Annotated in this window: 21 protein-coding genes; 9 read left to right on the forward strand and 12 right to left on the reverse strand. The window is 74.1% G+C overall.

From position 1 onward, the window contains the following. Positions 1 to 40 precede the first annotated feature (40 nt). The 3 genes from GA0070611_RS20915 to GA0070611_RS20925 form a co-directional block, all read right to left on the reverse strand. Positions 41 to 1045, reverse strand: a complete 1005-nt coding sequence (locus GA0070611_RS20915) for a glycine betaine ABC transporter substrate-binding protein (protein WP_091666947.1) — start codon at positions 1043 to 1045, stop codon at positions 41 to 43. 166 nt (positions 1046 to 1211) lie between these two features. Beyond that, a complete protein-coding gene (locus tag GA0070611_RS20920; RefSeq protein WP_091666949.1) occupies positions 1212 to 1934 on the reverse strand; it encodes an ABC transporter permease in 723 nt (240 codons plus the stop codon). Between the two features lie 55 nt (positions 1935 to 1989). Further along, positions 1990 to 2676, reverse strand: coding sequence for an ABC transporter permease (locus tag GA0070611_RS20925; protein ID WP_091666951.1), 687 nt, complete (start codon positions 2674 to 2676; stop codon positions 1990 to 1992). Positions 2677 to 2678: 2 nt separating this feature from the next. Between GA0070611_RS20925 and GA0070611_RS20930 the strand changes: the two genes are divergently transcribed. Next, on the forward strand, positions 2679 to 3671 hold the full coding sequence (locus tag GA0070611_RS20930; protein WP_091666954.1) for an ABC transporter ATP-binding protein: 993 nt from the start codon (positions 2679 to 2681) through the stop codon (positions 3669 to 3671). A 102-nt stretch (positions 3672 to 3773) separates the two neighbouring features. Here GA0070611_RS20930 and GA0070611_RS20935 read toward each other — a convergent pair whose 3' ends face one another. From GA0070611_RS20935 to folP, 7 genes are all read right to left on the reverse strand, one after another. Then, positions 3774 to 4271, reverse strand: coding sequence for a hypothetical protein (locus tag GA0070611_RS20935; protein WP_091666957.1), 498 nt, complete (start codon positions 4269 to 4271; stop codon positions 3774 to 3776). Between the two features lie 85 nt (positions 4272 to 4356). Further along, a complete protein-coding gene (locus GA0070611_RS20940) occupies positions 4357 to 4659 on the reverse strand; it encodes a hypothetical protein (RefSeq protein WP_091666960.1) in 303 nt (100 codons plus the stop codon). A gap of 58 nt (positions 4660 to 4717) precedes the next feature. After that, positions 4718 to 5941: an ABC transporter permease gene (locus tag GA0070611_RS20945; protein WP_091666962.1), complete on the reverse strand. Its 1224-nt coding sequence runs from the start codon at positions 5939 to 5941 to the stop codon at positions 4718 to 4720. A 120-nt stretch (positions 5942 to 6061) separates the two neighbouring features. Next, complete coding sequence (locus GA0070611_RS20950; protein WP_407940446.1) at positions 6062 to 6550, reverse strand: DUF3180 domain-containing protein; 489 nt, start codon at positions 6548 to 6550, stop codon at positions 6062 to 6064. A gap of 38 nt (positions 6551 to 6588) precedes the next feature. Continuing rightward, positions 6589 to 7116, reverse strand: coding sequence for a 2-amino-4-hydroxy-6-hydroxymethyldihydropteridine diphosphokinase (folK, locus tag GA0070611_RS20955; RefSeq protein ID WP_091666968.1), 528 nt, complete (start codon positions 7114 to 7116; stop codon positions 6589 to 6591). After that, on the reverse strand, positions 7113 to 7472 hold the full coding sequence (gene folB, locus GA0070611_RS20960; protein WP_091666970.1) for a dihydroneopterin aldolase: 360 nt from the start codon (positions 7470 to 7472) through the stop codon (positions 7113 to 7115). The genes folK and folB overlap by 4 nt, the downstream gene beginning before the upstream one ends. Continuing rightward, positions 7469 to 8425, reverse strand: coding sequence for a dihydropteroate synthase (gene folP / locus GA0070611_RS20965; RefSeq protein ID WP_091673209.1), 957 nt, complete (start codon positions 8423 to 8425; stop codon positions 7469 to 7471). Before folP ends, folB begins: the two co-directional genes overlap by 4 nt. A 356-nt stretch (positions 8426 to 8781) precedes the next feature. On the opposite strand from folP, the gene GA0070611_RS20970 reads away from it, so the two are divergent. Genes GA0070611_RS20970 through GA0070611_RS21000 form a run of 7 tightly spaced genes read left to right on the forward strand, consistent with a single transcriptional unit; the run spans position 8782 to position 17201 of the window. After that, a complete protein-coding gene (locus GA0070611_RS20970; protein ID WP_091666972.1) occupies positions 8782 to 9096 on the forward strand; it encodes a hypothetical protein in 315 nt (104 codons plus the stop codon). A gap of 13 nt (positions 9097 to 9109) precedes the next feature. Beyond that, on the forward strand, positions 9110 to 9472 hold the full coding sequence (locus GA0070611_RS20975) for a hypothetical protein (RefSeq protein ID WP_091317037.1): 363 nt from the start codon (positions 9110 to 9112) through the stop codon (positions 9470 to 9472). A gap of 46 nt (positions 9473 to 9518) precedes the next feature. Next, positions 9519 to 12947: an ATP-binding protein gene (locus GA0070611_RS20980; protein ID WP_091666974.1), complete on the forward strand. Its 3429-nt coding sequence runs from the start codon at positions 9519 to 9521 to the stop codon at positions 12945 to 12947. Position 12948: 1 nt separating this feature from the next. Continuing rightward, positions 12949 to 14871 carry an MraY family glycosyltransferase gene (locus GA0070611_RS20985; RefSeq protein ID WP_091666976.1) on the forward strand — a complete coding sequence of 641 codons (1923 nt, stop codon included), beginning with the start codon at positions 12949 to 12951 and terminating at the stop codon, positions 14869 to 14871. After that, positions 14868 to 15428, forward strand: coding sequence for a hypothetical protein (locus GA0070611_RS20990; RefSeq protein ID WP_091666978.1), 561 nt, complete (start codon positions 14868 to 14870; stop codon positions 15426 to 15428). The genes GA0070611_RS20985 and GA0070611_RS20990 overlap by 4 nt, the downstream gene beginning before the upstream one ends. Continuing rightward, the gene (locus tag GA0070611_RS20995; RefSeq protein ID WP_091666980.1) at positions 15425 to 16588 is read left to right on the forward strand and encodes a M23 family metallopeptidase; all 1164 of its coding nucleotides are present in this window, start codon (positions 15425 to 15427) and stop codon (positions 16586 to 16588) included. Before GA0070611_RS20990 ends, GA0070611_RS20995 begins: the two co-directional genes overlap by 4 nt. 13 nt (positions 16589 to 16601) lie before the next feature. Next, positions 16602 to 17201, forward strand: coding sequence for a hypothetical protein (locus GA0070611_RS21000; protein ID WP_091666983.1), 600 nt, complete (start codon positions 16602 to 16604; stop codon positions 17199 to 17201). Positions 17202 to 17205: 4 nt separating this feature from the next. Here GA0070611_RS21000 and GA0070611_RS21005 read toward each other — a convergent pair whose 3' ends face one another. Together GA0070611_RS21005 and GA0070611_RS21010 are read right to left on the reverse strand one after the other, a co-directional pair. After that, positions 17206 to 17760, reverse strand: coding sequence for a hypothetical protein (locus tag GA0070611_RS21005; protein WP_091666986.1), 555 nt, complete (start codon positions 17758 to 17760; stop codon positions 17206 to 17208). Between the two features lie 153 nt (positions 17761 to 17913). Further along, positions 17914 to 21606 carry a S8 family serine peptidase gene (locus GA0070611_RS21010; RefSeq protein WP_157740361.1) on the reverse strand — a complete coding sequence of 1231 codons (3693 nt, stop codon included), beginning with the start codon at positions 21604 to 21606 and terminating at the stop codon, positions 17914 to 17916. 143 nt (positions 21607 to 21749) lie between these two features. Here GA0070611_RS21010 and GA0070611_RS21015 point away from each other — a divergent pair, with 143 nt between their 5' ends. Further along, positions 21750 to 22748 carry a TrmB family transcriptional regulator gene (locus GA0070611_RS21015; RefSeq protein ID WP_091666991.1) on the forward strand — a complete coding sequence of 333 codons (999 nt, stop codon included), beginning with the start codon at positions 21750 to 21752 and terminating at the stop codon, positions 22746 to 22748. Positions 22749 to 22803 lie beyond the last annotated feature (55 nt).

Below are 22803 nucleotides of genomic sequence, written 5' to 3' on the forward strand. Positions count from 1 at the left end.
TCGATCGGGGGAACGCGACGTCCGTCGCGCCCCGCCCGGGTCAGCTGGCGGCGAGCGCCGCGTCGGAGGAGAAGACCAGCCCGACGCTGGCCGAACCGGTCTTCAGCGCGTTCTTGGTCTGCGGGCCACCGGCGTCCAGCGAGCTGAACGAGCCCGCCTTGAAGTCGTAGACCTCGATCAGGCCGGCCTGGCACTTCGGCCGCTGCGGGCACTCCGGCGGCCCGGCCAGCACGGTGGCCTTGCCGGAGCACTTCGCCGCCAGCTCGGAGAGCGTGCCGACCTGGTACTTGTCGGCGAACGCCTTGGTCACCGCGAAGGCGTTCTGGTCCTGCGCCTGGGCCGGTTGGCCGAACACGATGCCGGCCTTGTCGCCCTGCGCCTTCAACGCCTCGACGGTCTTGTCCAGCTCCGGCGAGGAGACCGGCTTCGCGTCCTTGCCGTTGGCCTTGGTGTTGAGGAACTCGGCCATGGTGGCGGCGTACTCGGGGACGACCTGGATCTGGCCCTTCTCCAGCGCCGGCTCGTAGAGCTCCCGGTTACCGATGGTCTGCACCTTGACCTGGTAGCCGGCCGCGGTGAGGGCGATCTTGTAGAGCTCGGCGATGAGCTGGCTCTCGCTGAAGTTGCCGGCGCCGACCGTGACCTGGCCGCCCGGGCCCTTCTCGATGCCGTCGGTGACCGCGTTGGCGTCCGCGAATTCCTTCGCCGCGACCTGCGGGGTCTTGCGGTCGACGTCGACCTGCCGGTTCAGCTCGATCAGCTTGGGGGTGTCCAGCTTCGCGGAGACCTTGTCCAGCGCCGCGACGAGCTGCGGCGTGGCCGCCTTCTTGCTGATCGCCGGCAGGACGTTGTCGGTGTTCTGGAGCTTCTTGTCGTCGGTGAGGACGACCAGCTTGTCGCCGGCGACCGGCGCGCAGCCCGCCCCCGACGCGCCCTGCTTCGGCGCGTCGGTGCCGGACGAGCCCGCGTTGCCGCAGCCGGTGAGCAGCCCGGCCGCGGTGAGGGCGCCGAGCGCCCCGACGGCCAGCCGTGAACGTGCAAGCATCAGTGCCCGCCTTCCGTGTCCCGGCGCGACCCGTACCGGGTCGGCCGCGTGTCCGACGGGCGATCCTGATCGGCCGCCCGCGACTCCAGCCAATATCCTCCGGCCCGGACCGACAAACTCGGAGCGACTTTCGTCACCGGATCGTCACCCGGCGCGTACCGGGAGGTCAGCCGCCCGCCGTGGCGTCCGCCGCGCGCCGGTTCGCCGCCCGGCGCACCCGCCGCAGCGGGCGCGGCGTGACCGCCCGCTCGACCACCGCCAGGATGCCCTCGACCAGCAGCGCCAGCCCGGCGACCAGCAGGCCGCCCGCGATCACCTGCCCGCCGCCGGCCGCGATGTCCAGCCCGAACCCGGCCCGGATGATCTGGCCCAGCCCGCCGCCGTTGACGAAGGACGCCAGCGCCGCGGTGGCGACCACCTGCACCGCGGCGGTCCGGAACCCGGCCGCCAGGTACGGCACCGCGAGCGGCAGCTCGACCCGGCGCAACAGTTGGCCGCCGGAGAGTCCCATGCCGCGGGCCGCGTCCCGGGCCTCCGGGTCGACCTGCCGCACCCCGGTGTACGCGTTGGCCAGCAGCGGCGGCACCGCGAACACCGCCAGCGCGACCACCACCGCCGGCCGGCCGAAGCCGATGAAGGTCAGCGGCAGGATGGTCAGCAGCGCCAGGGTCGGGATCGCCAGCGTGACGTTGGCGACCAGCAGCACCGCGCCGCCGCCCCGGCCGGAGTGCCCGAGCCAGAGCCCGATCGGCCAGGCCACCAGGCAGCCGAGCAGCACCGCCAGCGCGGAGATGGTCAGGTGCTCGCCGAGCCGGTCCAGCACACCGCCCGGATTCGTCCAGTTCAACGGGTCGTTCAGCCAGACCACGGCGTCCCGGAGGTAGTTCACGCGGCCGGCCTTCCGTGCACGGGGCCGGGGCCGCGTCGCGCCGCGTACCGCGCGGTCACGACGGCCGCCGGCGCAGCCAGGGGGTGAGCAGCCGGCCCACACCGGCCAGCACCAGGTCGAGCAGCAGGGCCAGCAGTACGCAGAGCACGGTGCCGGTCATGATCTGCGCCTTGTAGAAGTTGTTCTGGAAGCCGGCGAAGATGAGCTGGCCGAGGCCGCCCCGGCCGATCACCACGCCGACGGTGACCAGCGCCACCGTGGAGACGGTGGCCAGCCGGAGCCCGGTGAGGATGCCGGGCAGCGCCAGCGGCAGCTCGATCCGGAACAGCCGGGCCCAGCGGCCGTACCCCATGCCCTCGGCGGCCTCGCGGACCTCGGGCGGGACCTGGTTCAGCCCGGCGAGCGCGTTGCGGACGATGACCAGCAGCGCGTACAGCACGACCACGGTGAGCACGGTCACCGCCCCGATCCCGAGGGTGGGCCCGAGGAACGCGAACAGGGCCAGCGACGGGATCGTGTAGAGCACCCCGGAGACCGCGAGCACCGGCCCGGCCAGGGACCGGAACCAGTACGCGGCCACCGCGAGCGGCAGCGCCACCAGGGCGGCGATCAGCACCGCCCGGGCGGTGAGCCAGGTGTGCTCGCGCAGGGCGTCGAGGATCGTGTCAGAGTTGTCCCGCACGTACTGCCAGGAGAACCACGGGTTACCGGGCGCGGCCCGGTAGCTCAGGTGGAGGGACACACGTGGACGTTACCCCGGGATCCACCGCCGGACACGGCGCGGCCTCGATCACGCTCGACGGCATCGGCAAACGCTACCCGGACGGCACCGAGGCGGTCCGGAAGCTGAGCCTGGACGTGGCCGCCGGCGAGCTGGTCGTGCTGATCGGGCCGTCCGGCTGCGGCAAGTCCACCGTGCTGCGCATGATCAACCGGCTGATCGAGCCGACCGCCGGCCGGATCCTGCTCGGCGACGACGACGTCACCCGGGTCGACCCGGTCGCGCTGCGTCGCCGCATCGGGTACGTCATCCAGAACGTGGGCCTCTTCCCGCACCAGACCGTCGCGACCAACGTGGCCACCGTGCCCGGGCTGCTCGGCTGGTCCCGCGCGCGGACCCGGGAACGGGTGGACGAGCTGCTGGAGCTGGTCGGTCTGGAACCGGCGCAGTTCGGCCGCCGGTACCCGCACGAGCTCTCCGGCGGCCAGCGGCAGCGGGTCGGGGTGGCCCGCGCGCTCGCCGCCGACCCCGTGGTGCTGCTGATGGACGAGCCGTTCTCCGCCGTCGACCCGATCGTCCGGACCCGGCTCCAGGAGGAGTTCCTGCGGCTCCAGGCCGAGGTCCGCAAGACCATCGTGCTGGTCACCCACGACCTCGACGAGGCGGTCCGGCTCGGTGACCGGATCGCCGTGCTCTCCGAGGGCGGCCGGCTGGAGCAGTACGACACTCCGGCCGCGCTGCTCGGCTCGCCCGCCTCGCCGTTCGTGCGGGAGTTCGTCGGCGCGGACCGGGGGATCCGCCGGCTGGCCGTCACCCCGCTGACCCGGGAGGTGCTCGACCCGCTGCCCACCGACGGCGCGACCGACCTGCCCACGGTCCCGTTGGGCGGCTCCGCCTACGACGCGCTGGGCGCGCTGCTCACCTCGGCCACCGACCGGGCGCTGGTCACCGAGGACGGGCAGCCGATCGGCGTGCTCACCCGGGCCCGCGTGCTGAACCTGGGCGCCGGCGACTGACCCGCCCGGCGCGGCCGCCCGTGCCGACCCTGCCTGGCCGAGCCGATGATCCGGTCGGGCCAGGGCGCGTCGGCGTGTGCCGCCGCTGCCCGGCCGATGGGGCTAGGCGCGGCCGCCGAGGCTGGCCAGGCCGATGATCCAGCCGGCGAAGAAGCCGTAGGTCACCCCGGTGCTGGTGGCCTGGAAGGCGGCCAGCAGCGAGCCACCCGGGCCGAGGAGCGCGGTGAGCAGCGCGGTGAAGCCGGCGGCCAGGGCGTACGCGGCCCAGCCGGAGAGGAACTGGCTGGCCGAGCCCTGCACCCGGGCCACCTGCGAGGCGGGCAGCAGGTAGAGCAGCGCGGCGGCCAGGATCACCAGCAGGACGGCCCGCAGGTTGGTGGCGAGCACGCCCTGCGACGGGTCGTCGGTGTGCAGCCGCCACGCCGGCCAGGCGAGCAGCCGCAGGAACCAGCCGCCGGCCCCGTCCGGGTCGGTGTCCTGGACCCAGCCCACGTAGAGCGGGCTGCCGCAGACCGCGACGAGCAGCAGTGCGGCGAGGGTGCCGGTGCCGGCGGCGGTGCCGTACCCGCTGACGGTCCGGGGACGGTTGGTGAGGGCCATGGGGCGGTCAGTTCCCGTCCCGCCGCGCCGGGCAAACCTGCGCGTACGCGGGACCGCCGCCGGCCGGCGGGCGGCCACCGGCGGGTCAGTGCTTCATCAGGTAGTCGATGAAGGCGGCCCGCAGCAGCGGGGCGCTCTCCTCGTAGCCGTGGCCGGTCAGCTCCCGCCAGAGGGCGTTCGCCTCGTCGATGGTCGGGCCCACCGAGTTGGGGGCGCCGTCCAACGCCGCGGCCTCGTCCGCGTTCGGCAGGTGGCGCAGCACGGACCAGAAGAAACCGAGGTCGCGGCGTTCCCGGGCGAGGTGGAACGCCTGCTCGCGCAGCTCCTCGGTGGAGAGCTTGTCGAGCTCGTCGAAGGTACGGCCGCCGGGGACGGGAGTGTCGGTCATGCCGCGAGCCTAACCGGCGAGATCAGCTCCGGCCCGGTGGACGCGACCGACCCGGGGATCAGCGGCCGTCGGCGTCCCACCGGCGCGGCTCGGCCTGCCAGCGCGGCGCCTCCCAGCTGTCCACGTCGGTCTCCGCGTCCCGCACCGGCAGCACCGACGGCCAGGTGTCGACCGGCTCCGCCGACGGGGTCAACGCCCAGCCGGAGCTGATCGCGCCGTCGCCGACCGGTCCGACCGGCTCGGGCGGGAAGTCGACCGGGCGGGGCCGGCCGTACGCCTCGACCAGGCGGGTGACCACCAGCCCGACGCCCAGCGTGACGCCGCCGACCGCCCAGGGGTCGATCGTCCAGTCCCGGGCCGCCGCCCAGGCCAGGAAGACCTGGACCAGGCAGACGGCGAGCAGGGTGCCGAAGATCCCGCCCCGCCGGCCGTACGCGCTGGTGCCGCCGAGCATCACCGTGCCGACCGCGAGGACCGTCCAGTCCAGGCCGGTGCCGGGCACCACCGGGCCGGATCCGTTGGCGGCGATCAGCACCCCGCCGAGCATCGCCAGCACGGTGGAGGCGACCAGCGCCGCGGCGGTCACCGTGGCCGCCACCGCGCCCCGGCGGCGGGCCGGGTCGACCACCGGCCGGAACCGGCCGACCAGCCGCCGTACCGGCTTGACGGCCCCGAGGAGCCCGCCCAGGACGGCCACCGCGGCGAAGCCGATGAACAGGTAGAGGGCGGTCGGCCGGGGGTCGTACCCGCCCTGCACGACGACCGGGGCGGTCCGCCGCTCGATGTAGACGATCACGCCGGCCGCGCCGGCCAGGCTGGCCGCCCAGGCGGGCACGTGCAGCACCACCACCACCAGGCCGAGGACCAGTCCGCCGATCGCTGCGACCGCCAGCGCCGGCAGCAGCGACTCCCGGATCCCCCGATCGCCCTGCTCGGCGAAGTGCAGGGCGGCGGCCACCGCGACCGGGCCGACGGCCAGGTTCACCGCGGCGGCGCGCAGGGCCAGCCCGGCGGCGAGCACGAGCATCCCGAGCGCGGCCACGTCGACCAGGAGCGACTTGAGGGCGGCCCCGTGCAGCGCGTCCGCGTCCTGCCGCCAGAGCAGCCAGGTGACCGCGGCCAGGCCGGCCAGCAGCAGCGTCTCCCAGACGACGTGCACGGCGATCCGGTCCCGGCCGGGTTCGCCGTGGGACGGGTCGTCGAAGACGTTCTCCAGGACGCCGGCGGGCACACCGGACGACGACTCCGCCGCCCCGGTCCGGCCCGTCTCGTCGTACCCCATGGCCGTGCCTCCCACGTCGGCGGCCGTCCAGGTCCGACGTGACCACGCGGACCGGCGGCGGCCGTTGCTCTCCGGTCGCCAGGGACGGTACCTGCGGGCGCGGGTGCTGGGAACCCCCGATCAGCGACGGCCGCGCGGAGTCTCCCGGTCGCCGGGCTCCCGGTCCTCGTCGTCCTCCTGCTCGGGCACCCGGCAGGACCGCTCCAGCCAGAGCGCCGCGGCGACCAGCGCGAGCGAGGCGAGCAGCCCACCGCCGCCGGCCGGCCGGTCGCCGATCGCCGCGTTGGTCCGCTCGACGAAGAGCCAGCCGGTGAGCCCCGCGTAGAAGCCGGCGAAGATGGCCCCGGCCAGCGCGGACGCCTTGGCCAGCACCACCAGGCGGGCGACCAGCAACGGGTTCACCGGCTCCCGGCCGGGGCGGCGCTCGATCCGGGCCCGGGTGTTGACCGCCGCGTATCCCTCCAGCACCGCGAGGCCGGCCAGCGTGATCACCGGCAGCCAGGGCAGGTCGGGGGCGACGTCGTAGTAGAAGCTGCTGATCAGCAGCCAGGCCACGGCGGCGGCGGCGAGACCGGCCACGACCAGCGTGGAGATCCGGGTCGGCCCCATCCGGAAACGGTCGGGGTCGCGCGGGGACTGCGCCTGGCTCATGATTCCGACTCTAGCTCCAGATCCGGGCGGGGGCGCAGTTCCAGGGCGTCCCCGGCGAGCGGCTCGGCGTTGAGCAGGTCGGTCAGCCAGCCGTGCCCGGGCAGCCGGCCGTGCGGCTCGATGTCGATCCACGGCCGCAGCACGAAGGCCCGCAGGTGGGCGCGGGGGTGCGGCAGGGTCAGCTCCGGGTCCTCGCTGAGCACCGGCTCCCCGGCGGCGTCCCAGACGGCGATCACGTCCACGTCGAGGGTGCGCGGCCCGTACCGGCGCTGCGGGTCGCGGGTCCGCCCGGCCGCCGCCTCGGCCGCCCGGGCCCGCGCCAGCCAGTCCCCCGGGGCGGCCGCCGGGTCCGCCACCAGCACCGCCGCGTTGAGGTACGCGGGCTGGTCGGCGTCCCCCCAGGGTGGCGTCTCGTAGACGCCGGAGACCACCAGCAGCGCGTCGTCGAAGGCAGCCACCGCGGCCCGCAGGTGGGCCAGCCGGTCGCCGAGGTTGCTGCCGATCGACAGCACGGCCCGGCTCACCGGGTACGCCGCATCGTCACGGCCACGTCGGCGAAGGTGTGCGGGATCGGGGCCTCCGGCTTGTGCACGGTGACCGTGGCGGCGGCGACCAGCGGTTCGGCGAGGCAGACCGCGAGCAGCCGGTCGGCGAGCGTCTCGATCAGGGCGACCGGTTCGCCGGTGACCACCGCGACCAGCTTCTCGGCCAGCTCGCCGTAGTGCACGGTGTCGGTCACCTCGTCGGAGCGGGCGGCCGGGGCGAGGTCGAGTTCGAGTACCGCGTCGACCACGAACTCCTGCCCGTGGGCGCGTTCGAAGTCGTAGACGCCGTGCCGGCCGTGCGCGCGCAGGCCGGTCAGCTCGATCCGGTCGGTCATCGGTCCCCTTCGGTGGCGGTCGCGGTACGCGCCGCGGCGGCGGCCCGGTCGGCCCCGGCCGCCCGGTCCGTGCTCGCGACGTGGTCGGTGCTCCCGGCGCGTTCCGGGGTGGCGGCGGCGAGGCGGGGGCGACCGGTGGCCCGCCAGACGGCGAGCGCGTCGGCGGTGCCGCGTACGTCGTGCACGCGTACCCCCCAGGCCCCGGCGGCCACCGCGAGCAGGCTGGTGGCGATGGTGGCCGCCTCGCGCCCCGGAGTCGGCCGGGGCTCCCCCTCGGCGTCGGCGAGCAGCCGGCCCAGGTAGGACTTGCGGCTGGCCCCGAAGAGCAGCGGGAAGCCGAGGTCGAGCAGCTCCGGCAGGCGGGCGCTCAGCTCCCAGTTGTGCGCGGCCGTCTTGGCGAAGCCGAGCCCCGGGTCGACGATGATCCGGTCGGCGGCGACCCCGGCGGCCAGCGCCTCGTCGACCCGCTCGCCCAGCTCGGCCCGGACGTCGGCCACCACGTCGGTGTAGTGGGCCAGGTCCGTCATCCGCCGGGAGTGACCGCGCCAGTGCATGAGCACCCAGGGGCAGCCGGCGTCGCGGACCACCCGGGCCATGTCCGGGTCGGCGAGCCCGCCGGAGACGTCGTTGACCACGGCCGCGCCGGCGGCGAGCGCCGCCTCGGCGACCCGGGCCCGGCTGGTGTCGATGCTGACCGCGATGCCGGCGGCGCTCAGCTCCCGGACCACCGGCAGCACCCGGGCGGTCTCGGTCGCCGCGTCCACCCGGTCCGCGCCGGGGCGGGTGGACTCACCGCCCACGTCCACCAGGTCCGCGCCGGCCGCCCGGAGTCGCACCCCGTGTCCGACGGCCGCGTCGAGATCGGCGTATCGGCCACCGTCCGAGAAGGAGTCGGGCGTGACGTTGAGGACGCCCATCACCACCGGGGCCTGCGCCCGTACCAGATCGGTCACGGACCCGACAGTACCGTTCGCCAGCAGGGCTTCCGGCGGCCGGCCGGACACCGTCCGCGACGGTCCTGACATGCGCATTGGAACAGGTGTACGATCGGTCGTCCGGGCCGGTTCGGGTCGACTCTTCGCGGGTTGTCGCAAAGGGGGCCGGCCCGTACGCTTTGGAATTGCCCAGCATCGAGATGGCGAAGCCTGGAGGGAGGGCCGAAGCGGGAAAAATCCCCCCAAAGCTCACCACTCTCCGTGGTGGGCGACGGACGCAGCGTCGTGGACGTTCCGCCCGAGAGCACGATCCCGCCAGGCTTTGACCACATGCACCACCGCGGCACCGCCGGCCGCGACATGGGGAGGTTTCAGTGATCGCCATCGAGCTCCTGGCGACGGCGTCGTCCGCCGTCGACCACGCGCTCCACACCCTGGCGTCGACTCCACTCGCCGAGCCGGCCCCGAAGGGCATCGACACCAGCGGTGTCGTCAGCTTCTTCGCCAGCAAGATCGCCCCGATCCTGCTCGCCGTCCTCGGCGTCATCTTCATCGGACGCGCCAGCCGGGGCGAGATCTCCAAGGTGCTGACCAGCTCGGCGATCGCCATCATCGGGCTGGCCTTCATCGCCGGAGCCGCCACGCTCTTCTTCGTCGGCGACTATCTGATCAAGCTGATCTTCGAATAGGCGCTGGGCGACCATGCGGCTGCGCACCGACGACGACATCTACCGGGCTCGTCTCGTCTATCTCGGGCCGCCCGGGTACACCCTGCCCGTCCACCTGCCGTACGCCCAGTACGGCCTGTTCATGCTGCTCGTACCCCTCTACATGTTCATCCACTGGCTGTTCACGCTCCAGGTCGAGCTCTTCCCCGCCTGGGAGATCTCGCTGGCCATCGTGACCACCTCGTTCATCTTCCGGTACGTCGACCCGGACCGGCCGGCGCGCATGGTCATCCGGACCGCGCTGACCGACTGGCGACGCACCCGGGAGCCGGCCGCCGAACTGCGCGACCCGCGCCTGGTGGCGAGCCGGATCAGGATCCGGGAGGAACTGGCATGACCGGGCGTACGCAGGCGCAGACGAACGACGCGGGTGAGGCGGTCGCATGAGTCGCTCTTCCACGCCGGGTTCCCCGGCCGGACGTCCGGCCGGCCAGCACGGTAACCGAGCGCGATCGTTCGACTACCCTCACGACGAGGAGCGGGACGAGGTCGTTCTCGATCCGGCGCTGGCGACCAGCCCGGCGCACGGCCGCGTCGGCGTCTTCCAGCCGCCCCGGCCCACCGGGCCCCGCCCGCCGGCACACGAGCAGCGGTTGCCGGCGGTCGGCGAGAACGCCGACATCGACTCCCCCTTCCTCGACCTGTTCGGCGGGGCGCAGCCCGGCGTCCGGCGGCCCGCCCGACCGGCGATCGGGTCGACCCCGCGTCCGGCCCCGGCCGAGCCGACCCCGGTGGTGGCGCCCCCGCGCCGGGGCGTGGGGCGCGAGGCGCTGCCCATCCCGCACCAGCCCGCGGTCCCCGCCGGGCCGGTCGCGCCGACCCCGGTCGAGCACCGCCCCGCCCACCAGGACGAGCCGCCCGCCGGACGCCTCCACGAGCACCCGGCCGGCGTTCGCCCGGTGGGCCGCACCCGGGAGGTGCCCGAGGTCACCGCCGCGCCGGTGCCCGCCGTCGCGCCGCCCGACCGCCCACCGGCCCTGGAGCCGGCGGCCACCGGCCGCAACCGGGTGCCGCAGCAGCCCGGTGACCGGCTCCCCGCGCTGCGGCCCACCGTCGACCCGGAGTCGCCCGACCCGACACCGCCGGTCGAGCGGCCGGTCCGCCGCGGCGACCGGCGACCGGAGGAGGCGGCCCGGCCGGCGGGCCGCGAGGTCGCCACCGCTCCCGGGCGCGAGGTGACGCCGCCCCGCCAGCGCGCGCCGGAGCGCCAGGGCCGTCCGGTCAAGCCCGTCCGGGTCCGCGCTCCGAAGATCAAGTTCGGCGACCGCGACCCCTCGGTGGAGCTGGCGATCACCGAGATCGCCGGGCACCTGACCTTCACCCCCAACACCGTCACCGCCTGGTACTGGCTGCCCGAGGTGCGCTGGGCGTTCCGGCCGGACGCCGAGCGCGAGGCGCTGCTCTCCGCCATCTCCGAGCAGTACGCCGGCCTCGCCGGCTTCCGGCTGCACCTGCGCCGGACCACCCGGCCGTTCCCGGCCGACGAGTGGGCCCGCACCGTTGACGCGCACACCGCCGCGCCGCTGCCCGACGTCCCCGGCACCACCGGCTGGGCCGACCACCTGGTCGCCGCGCAGCGGCACCTGATGGCGGTCAACCACGCCGAGGGACAGACCTACCTCGGCGTCACCTTCGCCCGCCGGTCGCTCGGCGACTCGCTCACCGAGCGGCTGCTGCGCACCTTCGGCCGGGGCACCGCCGACGGCGAACGCCGCAAGCTGGGCCGCACGGTCGAGCAGTTCGACGAGGTGCTCGGCGCGTTCGGCATGCGCGGGCGACGGGTGACCGCCCAGGAACTTGAGTGGCTGCTCTACCGCTCGGTGGCGCTCTGCATGGCCCCGCCGGGCACCCTCTCCCCGGTCACCAACGGCCGCTGGGAGCGGGGTGACCTGCTCGCCCTCACCGAGCAGGTCGAGCGCTACCGCACCCCGTACGGCTCGACGGTGAAGCTGGTCAACCGGATGACCGGCGAGGAACGGCACGTGGCCGTGCTCGCGGTGGGCCGGATGGAGCCGCTGGAGATCCCCGAGCGGCACGAGCCCTGGCTGCACTTCCACGAGCGGCTGCCGTGGCCGATGGAGCTCTCCACCCGGGTCGACATCCTCGGTTCCGGCGACTCCTTCCGGAACCTGGAGCACCGGCTCCGGATGATCCGGTCCCAGCAGCTCGACTACGCCGAGCACGGCATCGACGCGCCGCCCGAGCTGGAGCGGCTGGCCAAGCGGGCGCTGGTGATCGGCGACGAGATGACCACCGGACTGCCGGTCGACTCGGCGCGCGCGCACGGCTGGCACCGGATCGCGGTCGGCGGCCGGACCCGCGAGGAGTGCCTGGAGCGGGCCCGCCGGCTGATCCAGCTCTACTCCCGCGAGCTGCGGATCTCGCTGCAGCACCCGAAGAACCAGGACTGGCTGGCCCGCGAGTTCATCCCCGGCGAGCCGATCGCCAACACCGGCTACGTCCGGCGGATGCCGGTCCCGCTGCTGGCCGCCGCCCTGCCCCAGGCCGCCTCCACGGTCGGCGACCGGCGCGGTGACCTGATCGGCCGCACCGCCGGCACCTGCCGCCGGCCGGTCTTCCTCGACCTGCACTTCCCGATGGAGGTACGCGAGCGCTCCGGCCTCGCGGTCTTCGTCGCCGAGCCGGGCGGTGGCAAGTCGACCCTGCTGGGCGCGCTCGGCTACCTGGCCGCCCGGCGGGGCGTGCAGGTGACCCTGCTCGACCCGTCCGGCCCGCTGGCCCGGCTCTGCGCGATGCCGGAGCTCGCTCCGTACTCGCGGGTGCTCAACCTGACCGGGTCCGAGCAGGGCACGCTGGCCCCGTACGCGCTGATCCCGACCCCGCTGCGCAGCGAGTTCGGCGCCGGGGCGGCCGGGGACCGGGAGTTCGAGATCGCGGTCTCCAACGCGCGCGCCGAACGGCGGATGCTGGTCCAGGACATCTGCATGATGCTGGTGCCCCCGCAGGTGGCCCGGGAGGCGTCCACCGCCACCCTGTTCCGGCACGCCGTACGCCAGGTGCCGGCCGAGGAGACGTCCACCCTGGACGACGTGGTCGCCTGCCTGCAGGGGCTGGACGACGACGCCGGCCGCGAGCTGGCCAACCTGCTGCTCGACACCGCCGAGATGCCGCTGGCCATGCTCTTCTTCGGCCGTCCCCCGGCGGGGCTGCTCGGTGCCGACGCGGCGCTCACCGTGATCACCATGGCCGGGCTACGGCTGCCCGACCTCAAGATCGAGCGCGAGTACTGGTCGGCCGAGGAGGCGCTCGCGCTGCCCATGCTGCACACCGCGCACCGGCTCGCGGTGCGGCGCTGCTACGGCGGCTCGATGGGCTCCCGCAAGCTGGTCGGCCTGGACGAGGCCCACTTCATGGAGGGCTGGCGCTCCGGGCGGTCGTTCCTGGTCCGCCTCGCCCGCGACTCCCGCAAGTGGAACCTCGCCGCCCTGGTCGCCTCGCAGAACCCGAAGGACATCCTCGGCCTCGACGTGCAGAACCTGGTCTCCACCGTCTTCGTCGGCCGGATCGCCGAGGACACCGAGATCGCCTCGGAGGCGCTGCGGCTGCTCCGGGTGCCGGTCAACGACGGTTACGAGGCCACCCTCGCCTCGCTGTCGCAGGCCGACAGCGGTTCGGCGAACCGGCTCGGCTTCCGCGAGTTCGTGATGCGCGACGTCGACGGGCGGGTGCAGAAGGTACGGGTCGACGTGTCGTACGTCGACGGGCTGTTGGAACACCTGGACACCACCCCCGCCGCGGTCGCCCAGGCCGCCGGGCAGTTGCCGACCGTCCTGGCTGATCTGGAGGCGTGACATGGCGAGGCTGGCGGCGCTCCTCCTCGCTCTCGGCGTACTCGCCGGGGCCACCATCTCCTGGCCGCTGACCGGGGGCACACCCGCGTACGCCGCCACCCCCGTCGCCGCCCAGGCCCGGGCCGAGCTGTGCAGCACGAAGGAGTGGCAGACCGACTTCCGCTCCTGCGTGGCCAAGCTCCAGGCGGTCAGCGAGGACCAGGTCACCTGCCGCAACGCGCCCGTGCCCAGCGCGCCCGACTCGGGGCTCGCCGGCTGGTTCGCGGCCCGTCCGGACTCCGCCAAGCTCCCCGGCCCCAAGGGCCTCTACAGCGACTACGGCTACGCCGGCTACAGCTACACCACGTACGACATCGACGGCGGCTGCGCGTCGTCGGTGCTCCATCCGGACTACCGCTTCACCACCATGGTCGCCAACGGCGAGTTCATGTTCGCCGACTCGGTGATCGGTGCGTCGAACGCCCTGCGGGAGCGGGCCTGGGACCCCCGGTCGATGTGGCGCTGGGCGGACCCGCTGGTCGAGCAGGCCACCAAGGCCGTCTACCAGAAGGTGTTCAGCGTCTTCGGCATCATCACGCTCTGCGTGGTGGGGCTCTACCTGCTCTGGCGCTCCCGCCAGTCGGACATGAGCAACGCGATGACCACCGCCGGTTGGGCACTCCTGGTGATGGTCGCGGTGACCGCGCTCGCCGCCTGGCCGGTGAAGTCCGCGAACGTCGCGGACAACACCCTGATCTCCGCCCTCGGCGTGGTGCACGACGCCGTGGGCCCGGCGACCAGGGACGTCCCCAAGGACAAGTGCGTCCTGCCCAACCCGGACGCCTGCGTCGACAAGCGCCCGCCCGCCGTCCGTGCCAGCGACACCGCCACCGAGACGATGCTCTACCGCAACTGGCTGCGGGGCATCCTCGGGTCGGCCGACAGCGAGACCGCGAAGAAGTACGGCCAGGCGCTGTACGACGCGAAGTCCCTCTCCTGGGGGGAGACAGAGTCGATCCGGGCGAACCCGGCCACTCGCGATGTCGTCATCAAGGCCAAGCAGCAGCAGTGGGCCCGGGTGGCGGAGCAGATCAAGTCGGAGGACCCGGAGGCGTACGAGTACCTCCAGGGGACCCGTGACATGGACCGGGTGGGGGCCGGCTTCATCGCGGTGCTCGCCTCGGTGCTCTTCGCCATGTTCGACCTGACCGCGTCGCTGCTGGTGCTGCTCGGCTTCCTGATCTTCCGGTGGGCGGTGATCGCCGCGCCCATCCTCGGCACCGTCGGCCTGATGCGGCCGGCCAGCGCGGGCCTGCGCCGGTTGGCGAACGCGGTGGTCGCAGCCGTATTCAACATCGCCATCTTCGGCACCGGCGCGGCCATCTACCTCTTCGCGGTCGACCTGATCATGAACACCCCCACCCTGCCGGGCTGGCTCCAGGTGGTCCTGGTCTGGCTCTGCGGTGTGGTCGGCTGGCTGCTGCTCCGCCCCTACCGGCGGATCACCCAGCTGGGCGGCAAGGACAGCAGCGAGGCGGTCAGCTCGGCCGGTTCCTGGCACCGCCGGTTCTTCCGGGACATCCGGGTGGCGGCCCGGCTGGACGTGGCGGAGCCGGGTGGCACCGCCGAGCCGGCGCTCGGCCGACGCCGGGGGGTGCCACTCGACCAGAGCAGTCTCCGCCCCGAGGCCCGGCACGAGGATCCGTCGCACGGCGTCCGGCCCGCCGAGCGCGAGCGGCCGGACGGTCGGGAGCGGGTCGACGAGGCACCCGCACCCGAGCGGTCGGCCGGGCGTCGGACCACCGCGCCACGTCCGCGCCGGGAACCGACGTGGACCGAGCCGGACGTGCCCGACGAGGTGCCCTCCTTCGCCGTCTACCGGCCGGACTCGGCCGAGCGGGCACCGGCCCGCCCGGCACCGCGGGTCCGGTCCGAGGCTCGGTGACTGCGGTGCGTCGGGCGCTGGAATTCCTCTTCACCCGGGTGCTGCGTTCCCGGCTCGGCGTCGCGCTGGTGATCGCCGTCCTGGTCTTCGGCGTGCTCGGCGCGGCCAGGTTGATCTCCGGCCCGGTCGACCCGACCGCCGGCCTGAGCAACCGGCCACGCGAGCCGATCAGCACGGTCGACCCGGAGGCCGGCGACGACGGGCTGCTGGCGAGCCCGACCGCGGCGGCGTCACCGAAGACGCGTCCGGGTGAGCCGACGCCCGAACAGCTGGCGGCCCGGTTCACCACCGCCTGGTTGAGCGGGCCGGGCAGCAGCGGGGCGGACTGGCTCGCCCGGCTGGAGCCGATGTCCACCCCGGCGCTCACCGAGAAGCTCACCGGGGCGGACCCGGAGCGGGTCCCCGCCCAGCGGGTGACCGGTCAGGTGACGCTGCGGCCCCGGACGGAGTCCTTCGTGCAGGCGCTGATCCCGCTGGACAACGGTCAACTCCGGCTCGACCTGGTGGCTCCGGACGGCCGGTGGCTGGTGGACGCGGTCGACTGGGAGCGGCAGTGAGCGCCCCGGCGCAGGTCCGGCGCAAGCTGCGGCTGGGTGTGCTCGCCACCGCGGTCACCGCCGTGCTCGCCCTGCTCTGCTGCGTCGGCGGCGCGGGCGCCTTCCTCCTCACCGAGCTCGGCGACGAGAAGAAGGACCCGGCCTCGGCCGGCCCGGGCTGCAACATCGGCCAACGGGTCAGCGTCACCGGCAGCATGCCGCGGATGGCCGAGTACGGCGACGGGCAGTTGCGCAACGCGGCCGTCATCATCAAGGTCGGCCAGGACATGAAGATCCCGGCCCGGGGCTGGGTGGTCGCACTCGCCACCGCCATGCAGGAGTCCCGGCTGCGCAACCTCGCCAACAGCGGCGTGCCGTCCTCGCTCGCGCTGCCGCACGAGGGAGTCGGCTCCGACCACGACTCACTGGGACTCTTCCAGCAGCGGCCCGGCTGGGGCAGCGTCGAACAGCGGCTGACGCCCGCGTACGCGACCCGGAAGTTCTACGAGAAGATGGTCCGGGTGCCGAACTGGGAGCAGCGGCCACTGACCGTGGTCGCGCAGAAGGTCCAGGTCAGCGCGTTCCCGGATGCGTACGCGAAGCACGAGGAGCTGGCCGGTCGGATCGTCGACGCGCTGGCCGGCGGCGCGGCCCGCACCGTGCGGATCGCCGGTCGGGCGGTCTGTGACGCCGCCCGGGGTGCCCGGATCGCCGCCTCCGGTTGGACCGCCCCACTGCCCGGCGGCATCGTCTCCGGCTTCCGCACCGCCGAACGCCCCAGCCACAACGGGGTGGACCTGGCGGCCGTGAAGCGCACGAAGATCCACGCCGCCGCCACCGGCCGGGTGCTGGTCGCCCGCTGCGACCCCGACCACTCGGGCCGGCGGGACTGTAACCGGGACGGCTGGCCGGGCAAGGGCGGCTGCGGGTGGTTCGTGGACATCCTGCACGCCGGGGGCTACATCACCCGCTACTGCCACATGATCGAGCAGCCCTACGTGGTGCCCGGTCAGATGGTGCAGGCGGGCGACGTGATCGGCAGTTCCGGCACCAGTGGCAACTCCTCCGGCCCGCACCTGCACTTCGAGGTGCACGTGGACGGCGACCGGTCCAGTCGGGGCGCCATCGACCCGGTGCCGTTCATGCGGCAACGGGGCGCCCCGGTGAGCGATGCCGGATGAGGTCCGCCGGCAGATGAGCAACCCGCTCCCCGATCCCTTCGCGGACCACCCGGACTGGGCACCACAACCCCCGCGCCCCATCGAGATCGTGCCGGCCACCGGCCGGGTCGAGCTGCGCGGCCGACGGGTGCTCGTCGGCCTGCCGGGTCTCGGCTGGCGGGCCGACCTGCGCGCCGACGAGCGGGTGGTACAGGGCAGCCGGACGTACGTGCCGGTCATCCCGGAGCACGAGTGGTACCGCGCCGAGGCCGAGCAGGTCGAGGTGTTCGCGCCGTTGGTGCCGGTCGAGCGGGTCTGGGTGGAGACGGTGGGCGAGCGCCGTCCGGCCGGCAGACCGGCCGACACCGGCATCCGGCTGGTCTCCCTGGACGCGCCCACCCGACGGCCACCGACCCCGGTCTTCGAGACGGACGCCGTCACCGGCCGGCGGGTGGTGCACGTGACCGGGACGAGCGAGCAGCGCGACCTGCGCGCGGTGACCGAGACCTACTCGGGCGCGGACGGCGACATCTGCGTCCGGGTGGCCCCGGAACTGGAGTGGTACCGCTGGGCGTGGCGCGGCCAGGCACCGACCACGTTGGAGGTACCGGTACACCTGCTCTGGCTGGAGTGAGCTCTTAGGCGGGCCTCGCCGTACAAACTCGCCAGCCGTCATTCTGACGTGTCTCGAAATCCCAGCCCTGACGATCACTCTGCGACACCCCGTCGACGAAAGCCGAGAGGACGAGGTCCACCTGAACTTTCGCAACATCACCCTGCTGCTGAATGCGAATGTTCTCCCAGCTCACGGATATCTTCGCCCCGAAGCGCTCTTCCCGAGCCACAAGATCATCCCGAAAGGTCCGCAGGCCGGCTAGATCGCCGCCGTTCTGGCAGGTGAATTCTTCCGCCTTCGCGTCGTTGCGGTCGTCTAGGAAGGCCTGGATGAAACTGGCGACCACGACGTCGGGGGCGCTGCGGTCCGGGGCGGTTGCGCGGTCGTACAGCACGAACCCGACCACCGCGCCGCTGCCGCAGAGCAGCGCCAGCACCCCGGCGACGACGGCCAGCACAGTGCGCAGCCGGCGACGCGGACGCTCGGGCGCCGGAGCCGGCGCGGGGGGCGCCAACTGCTCCGGCGGGGTCCGTTGCGCCGGTACCCGGGAGACCTGGGAACCGGCGGGGGGCTGCACTGATTCCACCTCCTGAGGCTATCGGCTGCGCGCCGCGTACCCAATGCCTGAGAACCGCCGGATCGTGGCGGACCGCCGGGTGGACGAGCCCGACCGGACGCCGCCCGGCGCGACCCCGGGAAGGGGCCGGGCCGGGCGGCGGTCGGGAACCGGTCAGCGGATCCGGTAGGCCCGGATGATCTCCTGCTCGACCTTGTTGCCGGCGTCGTCCCAGGCAGTGGCCTTGAGCGAGACGAAGCCGGCGGCGCCCGGGTGCTTGAGCATCGCGGACCAGGTGCCGGCGCCGTCGGCGGTGAGGGTCACCGGCTGCCAGCTGGCACCGTCGTCGTAGGAGACGCTGAGCGTGCCGCCGGCCGGCGTGCCCGCGCCGGTCACCCCGGCCACGTGCGCGGCGGTCAGGCCGAGCTTCTGCTGGCCGCCGGCCTTCACCGAACCGGTCAGGTCGGTGTCGATCCGGTAGTCGAGCTGGAGCAGCGGCAGCAGTACCCGCTGGTCCACCGCCGGCCTCGCGGAGCGGAAGGTCCAGGCCGTCCGGGTGCGCGTGGGGGCGATCCACGGCCCGGCCGGGAGAATGCTCTCCTGCTCGAAGCGGTACTCGGCCGGCCCGTCGGTGGCCGGCACGGAGGTCTGCACCGCCTGTGACGGCTGCTCCCGGCCGACCCGTACCCCGTTCTGGAAGAGCCGGGACCTCAGCGTGGCCGTGGCGTCGGAGCCGGTCAGGTCACCGCTGTGCGGCGGCACGTTGACGGCGAGGACGTCCCCGTCCCGGTACGGCAGCCAGAAGCCGGGGCCGAGCCGTGGCCGGGTGACCGGGTTGAACCAGTTGCGGGCCGTCCGCTGGCCGGGCCGGTAGACGACCTGGTCGTGCCGCTGCTCCCAGCCGCCCACGGTCTCGGCCTTCTGGTACCAGGCGGTGCCCTCCTGGGTGGAGAAGTAGTCGACCCGGGTGGACGGGGCGGCGACCGGCTCGTACTCGCCCTGGCAGGGCGGCCAGTAGTACGGCCGGCACTCGGCGACCAGGTCGAAGACGAGCGTCGGGGTGCCGGCGCGGAAGGTCTGGTCCACCCGGGCCAGGTCCTCCTCGGTCGGCGCGTACGTCGGGTCGGCCGGCACCTCGCCGGACCAGGCCCGGATCAGGTGGTACTGGTACGGGCTGAACGCCACCGCGTCACCGCGCAGCACCAGGGTGCCGGCGCGGGCGGCGGCCAGCAGCGGTTCCCCCTGCGCCCGGGTCAGCGAGATCACCGGCAGCTCGGTGAAGCCGGCCTGCTGGTAGTACGTCCCCGGCCGGTCGTTCACGACCACGAGGAGCGCGGCGCCGGCGGCCAGCGCGGCCTGGGCCCGGGCGGCCGGCGTCACGGTGTCGTCCCGGGTCACCAGGACCGCCTTGCCCGTGGCGTCGAGACCCGCGTAGTCCTCGGGGCGGCCGGTGCCGGCGTGGACGCCGGTCAGTTCGACCTTGCCGTCGAGCCGGGTGGAGCCGTTCTGGTAGAGCGGGTCGAGCTGGCTGGTGGCGGGGGTGTGCGCGGCGAGCTTCAGGTGCGCCACGCCCCGGTCCCAGCGGGCGGCGAACTCGTAGCTGCCGCCGCTGATCCTGCCGGTGGGCGCCGCGTACACGTCGTCGACCTGCGGGGAGACGCCGTAGAGGGCGCTGAAGGCCGCGTACCGGCCGCCGATGCCGGAGTCCCGGAAGTACTGGATCCGCCGGTAGCTGTCCTCGCTGGGGCGCGGGGTGCTGACGGTGACCTTGTGCGCCTGCCGGGCGTCCAGCTCCACGGTCCGGTCGGCGTCCAGCTTGAGGCTCGGGGTGCCGAGCAGGGCGGCGCCGAGCGAGTCGGGTCCGCCGTCACCGCTGACCGGCAGGAAGCCGGTGACGGTGTACTCGCCGGGCGGCAGGCGCAGCGCCGGGGCGGCCCCGGTCGTCGGGTCGAGCGCCACGGTACGGGTGGACGTGTCGCCGTAGCGGTAGACCGTGACGTACCCGCCGATCGGTCCGCCGTCGCGGTCGGTGCCCTTCAGCGCGAGGTTGTAGCGCTCGTCCTCCTTGACCAGCGCGACGGCGGTGTGCGCCCGGGCCGCGCCGGTGCCGTCGGTGGCGACCAGCGCGCCGGTGAACCGGCCGGTGCCGGTGACGGCGTCCGGGTCGCCGGTGACGGTCGCGGTGGCGGTGCCGCCGGCCGGCACGGTGACCCGCTCCGGCGTGACGGTGGCCAGGGCGGCCGGCTGACCGGTCGGTCCGGTCACGGTCAGCGCGAGGTCGAGGGTGACCGCCGCGTCGCCGCTGTTGCGGTAGGTGACGGTCCGGCTGACCGGCTGGTCGTCGGTGTGCGGCCAGGCGTGGAAGCCGAGGTCGGCCGAGCCGGTCGCCTGGAGGTCGCCGAGGGCGGCCGGCACGTCGAGCCGGCCGGATCCCACCTGGTACGGCGTGGTGCCGGGCAGCGTCCTCGACGCCGACATCAGGGCGTCCTTGATCCGGTCCCCGGACCAGTCCGGGTGCGCGGCGGCGACGATGGCGGCGGCCCCGGCCACGTGCGGGGTGGCCATCGAGGTGCCGCTCATCTTCACGTAGCTGCCGGTGCCCGGGCTCTGCGCGGCGCGGGCGGCGAGGATCTGCACGCCGGGCGCGGAGATGTCCGGCTTCAGGCCCTGGTCGCCGAAACGGGGGCCCTGGCTGGAGAAGGCGGCGCGGACGTCCCTGCCGTCGACGGCGGCGACGGTGAGCGCGGAGTTCGCCGCGCCAGGGCTGCCGATGGTCGACTCGCCGTAGGTGTTGCCGGCGGCGATCACGAACAGGGTGCCGGTCTGGGCGGTGAGCCGCTCGACCGCCTGGGCCATCGGGTCGGTGCCGTCGCTGGGCTCGGTCGAGCCGAGGCTCATGTTGACCACCCGGGCGTGCTGGGCGGCCCACTCCATGCCCGCGATGATCCACGAGTTGAGGCCGGAGCCGGTGTCGTCGAGCACCTTGCCGATGAGCAGGTCGGCGCCGGGGGCGACGCCCTTCTCGGTGCCCCCGGACGCCGCGCCGGTGCCCGCCACGGTGGACGCGACGTGGGTGCCGTGGCCACGGCGGTCGCCGGTGTCGGAGCCGGGCACGAAGGAGACGGCGTCCTTGATCTTGCCGGTGAGGTCGGGGTGGGTGGCGTCGACGCCGGTGTCGAGCACCGCGACCGTGCTGCCGGTCCCGTCGGAGCCGGCGGCCCAGGCCTGCGGCGCGCCCACCTGGGCGACGCTGTCGGCGAGGTCGACCTGCACCCGGCCGTCGAGCCAGAGCTTGCCGACGCCGCCGGTGAACCGGCCGGACCCGCCGGTCGGGGCCAGCGCCCGCCAGAAGGACCCGGCGTCCTTCTTGGCCGCGCTGAGCGCCATGCCGTTGATGCTGCGCAGGTCGCGTACCTTCCGGGCCTTCGCGGGCGCGGCGGGCGCCGCGGCGCGGGCGGTGGCGTTGCCCGGGTACGTGGCGATCAGCGGCAGCTCGGGGGCGTGCCCGTCGTCGAAGCCGTCCTCGATCAGGTCGGTGACGTTGAACAGCTCGCGGTCGAGCCGGTCGGCGGCCAGGAAGGGCAGCACCGCGTCGGGGATGACGTACAGGTCCCCGCCGACGGTCTGGGTCTGCACCCCGCCGGTGGAGCCGGTGCGCCGGTCGACGGTGACCACGTCGGCGCCGCTGGCCGGGTGGGTGACCCGGACGACGTCCCCGGTGATCAGGGTGACGGTGTCGGTGACGCCACCGGCGTCGGCCGTGGGCGCCGGCGCGGACGTCGGGTTGCCGGCGGCTGGCGCGCCCGGTACGGCAGCCAGGGCTGCCGCCACGGTGACGGCGACCAGGCGGCGAGGACTTCGTCGCATCAGGTGACCTCTCGGTGAAGAGCGTGGATACGGCAGACCTTCCGCGACGGGCACCGGGCCGGGCAACGGATCGGACCCGGCGGCTTCCCTCCATGACGTAAAACCGCCAGACTTGGGCGGCGTCGATGCGGCGGAGGCGTGACATGGTGCTGGACGTGCTGGGACTGAGCAGCGAGGAAGGGGCGGCGTACCGGGCGCTCGTCTCGATGGCCTCGGCGGCTCCCGTCGAGTTGGCCGGCCAGGTGGGCGGGGACGAGAGCGAGGCGGCACAGCTGCTCGGCGTGCTGGAACGCAAGGGGCTGGCGGCGCGCAGCGTCGGGGACATCGGCCGGTTCGTGGCCTCCCCACCGGCCACCGCCTTCGGCGCGCTGCTCCTGCAACGGCAGAACGAGCTGCGCCTGGCCGAGCTGGAGCTGGGTTCGTTGACCGAGCTCTACCGGGCGGCGAGCGCCGGCCGGGGCGTCGCCGAGGTGGTCGATGTGATCATCGGCGGGCCCGCCCTGCGGCAACGCCTGGAGCAGCTCCAGCTCGGCGCGCGCCGCGAGGTGATGACGTTCGTCAAGGCCCCGGTGGCGATCATCAGCGGCGCGGAGAACACCGCCGAGGACGCCGCCGTGGCCCGCGGCGTGCAGTACCGGGTGCTGCTGGAACGGGCGATGCTCGACGAGGACGTGGACATCGACGGGATCGTGGCCGCCCGCAACGCCGGCGAGCAGATCCGGATCGCCGAGCGGCTGCCGCTCAAGCTGTTCATCGTGGACCGCGAGATCGCCGTGGTCCCGCTGATCAGGTCGTCGGACGTGGCCACCACCGGGGCGTTGCTGGTGCACCGCAGCGGCCTGCTGGACGCGCTGGTCGCGCTCTTCGAGCTGGAGTGGTCGGCGGCCATGGAGGTGACCACCTCGGCGGACGGCTTCGCCGGCAGCGGGGTCGACGACCTGGACGTGCAGATCCTCACCCTGCTGCTCACCGGGCTGACCGACCAGGCGGTCGCCGGTCACCTGCGCACGTCGCTGCGGACCGTGCAGCGGCGGGTCCGGCGGCTGATGGACCTGGCCCGGGTGCAGACCCGGATGCAGCTCGGCTACCAGGCCGCCCGGCTCGGCTGGCTGCCGGGTGAGCCGGGGCACCGCACGGGGTAAAGAGCGGCGCAGCGCCGAACGACATCCCGGAGGACGGGCCCAGGCTGGGATACCG

The sequence above is a fragment of the Micromonospora auratinigra genome, assembly GCF_900089595.1.
Lineage (GTDB): Bacteria > Actinomycetota > Actinomycetes > Mycobacteriales > Micromonosporaceae > Micromonospora > Micromonospora auratinigra.

Excerpts from the sequence above, each read along its gene's own strand:
- GA0070611_RS20915 (WP_091666947.1), bottom strand. The coding sequence starts at position 1,045 with ATGCTTGCACGTTCACGGCTGGCCGTCGGGGCGCTCGGCGCCCTCACC.
- GA0070611_RS21010 (WP_157740361.1), bottom strand. The coding sequence starts at position 21,606 with ATGCGACGAAGTCCTCGCCGCCTGGTCGCCGTCACCGTGGCGGCAGCC.
- GA0070611_RS20940 (WP_091666960.1), bottom strand. The coding sequence starts at position 4,659 with ATGACCGACACTCCCGTCCCCGGCGGCCGTACCTTCGACGAGCTCGAC.
- folB (WP_091666970.1), bottom strand. The coding sequence starts at position 7,472 with ATGACCGACCGGATCGAGCTGACCGGCCTGCGCGCGCACGGCCGGCAC.
- GA0070611_RS20945 (WP_091666962.1), bottom strand. The coding sequence starts at position 5,941 with ATGGGGTACGACGAGACGGGCCGGACCGGGGCGGCGGAGTCGTCGTCC.
- GA0070611_RS21015 (WP_091666991.1), top strand. The coding sequence starts at position 21,750 with ATGGTGCTGGACGTGCTGGGACTGAGCAGCGAGGAAGGGGCGGCGTAC.
- GA0070611_RS20985 (WP_091666976.1), top strand. The coding sequence starts at position 12,949 with ATGGCGAGGCTGGCGGCGCTCCTCCTCGCTCTCGGCGTACTCGCCGGG.
- GA0070611_RS21000 (WP_091666983.1), top strand. The coding sequence starts at position 16,602 with ATGAGCAACCCGCTCCCCGATCCCTTCGCGGACCACCCGGACTGGGCA.
- GA0070611_RS20950 (WP_407940446.1), bottom strand. The coding sequence starts at position 6,550 with ATGGGGCCGACCCGGATCTCCACGCTGGTCGTGGCCGGTCTCGCCGCC.
- GA0070611_RS20935 (WP_091666957.1), bottom strand. The coding sequence starts at position 4,271 with ATGGCCCTCACCAACCGTCCCCGGACCGTCAGCGGGTACGGCACCGCC.
- GA0070611_RS20980 (WP_091666974.1), top strand. The coding sequence starts at position 9,519 with ATGAGTCGCTCTTCCACGCCGGGTTCCCCGGCCGGACGTCCGGCCGGC.
- GA0070611_RS20975 (WP_091317037.1), top strand. The coding sequence starts at position 9,110 with ATGCGGCTGCGCACCGACGACGACATCTACCGGGCTCGTCTCGTCTAT.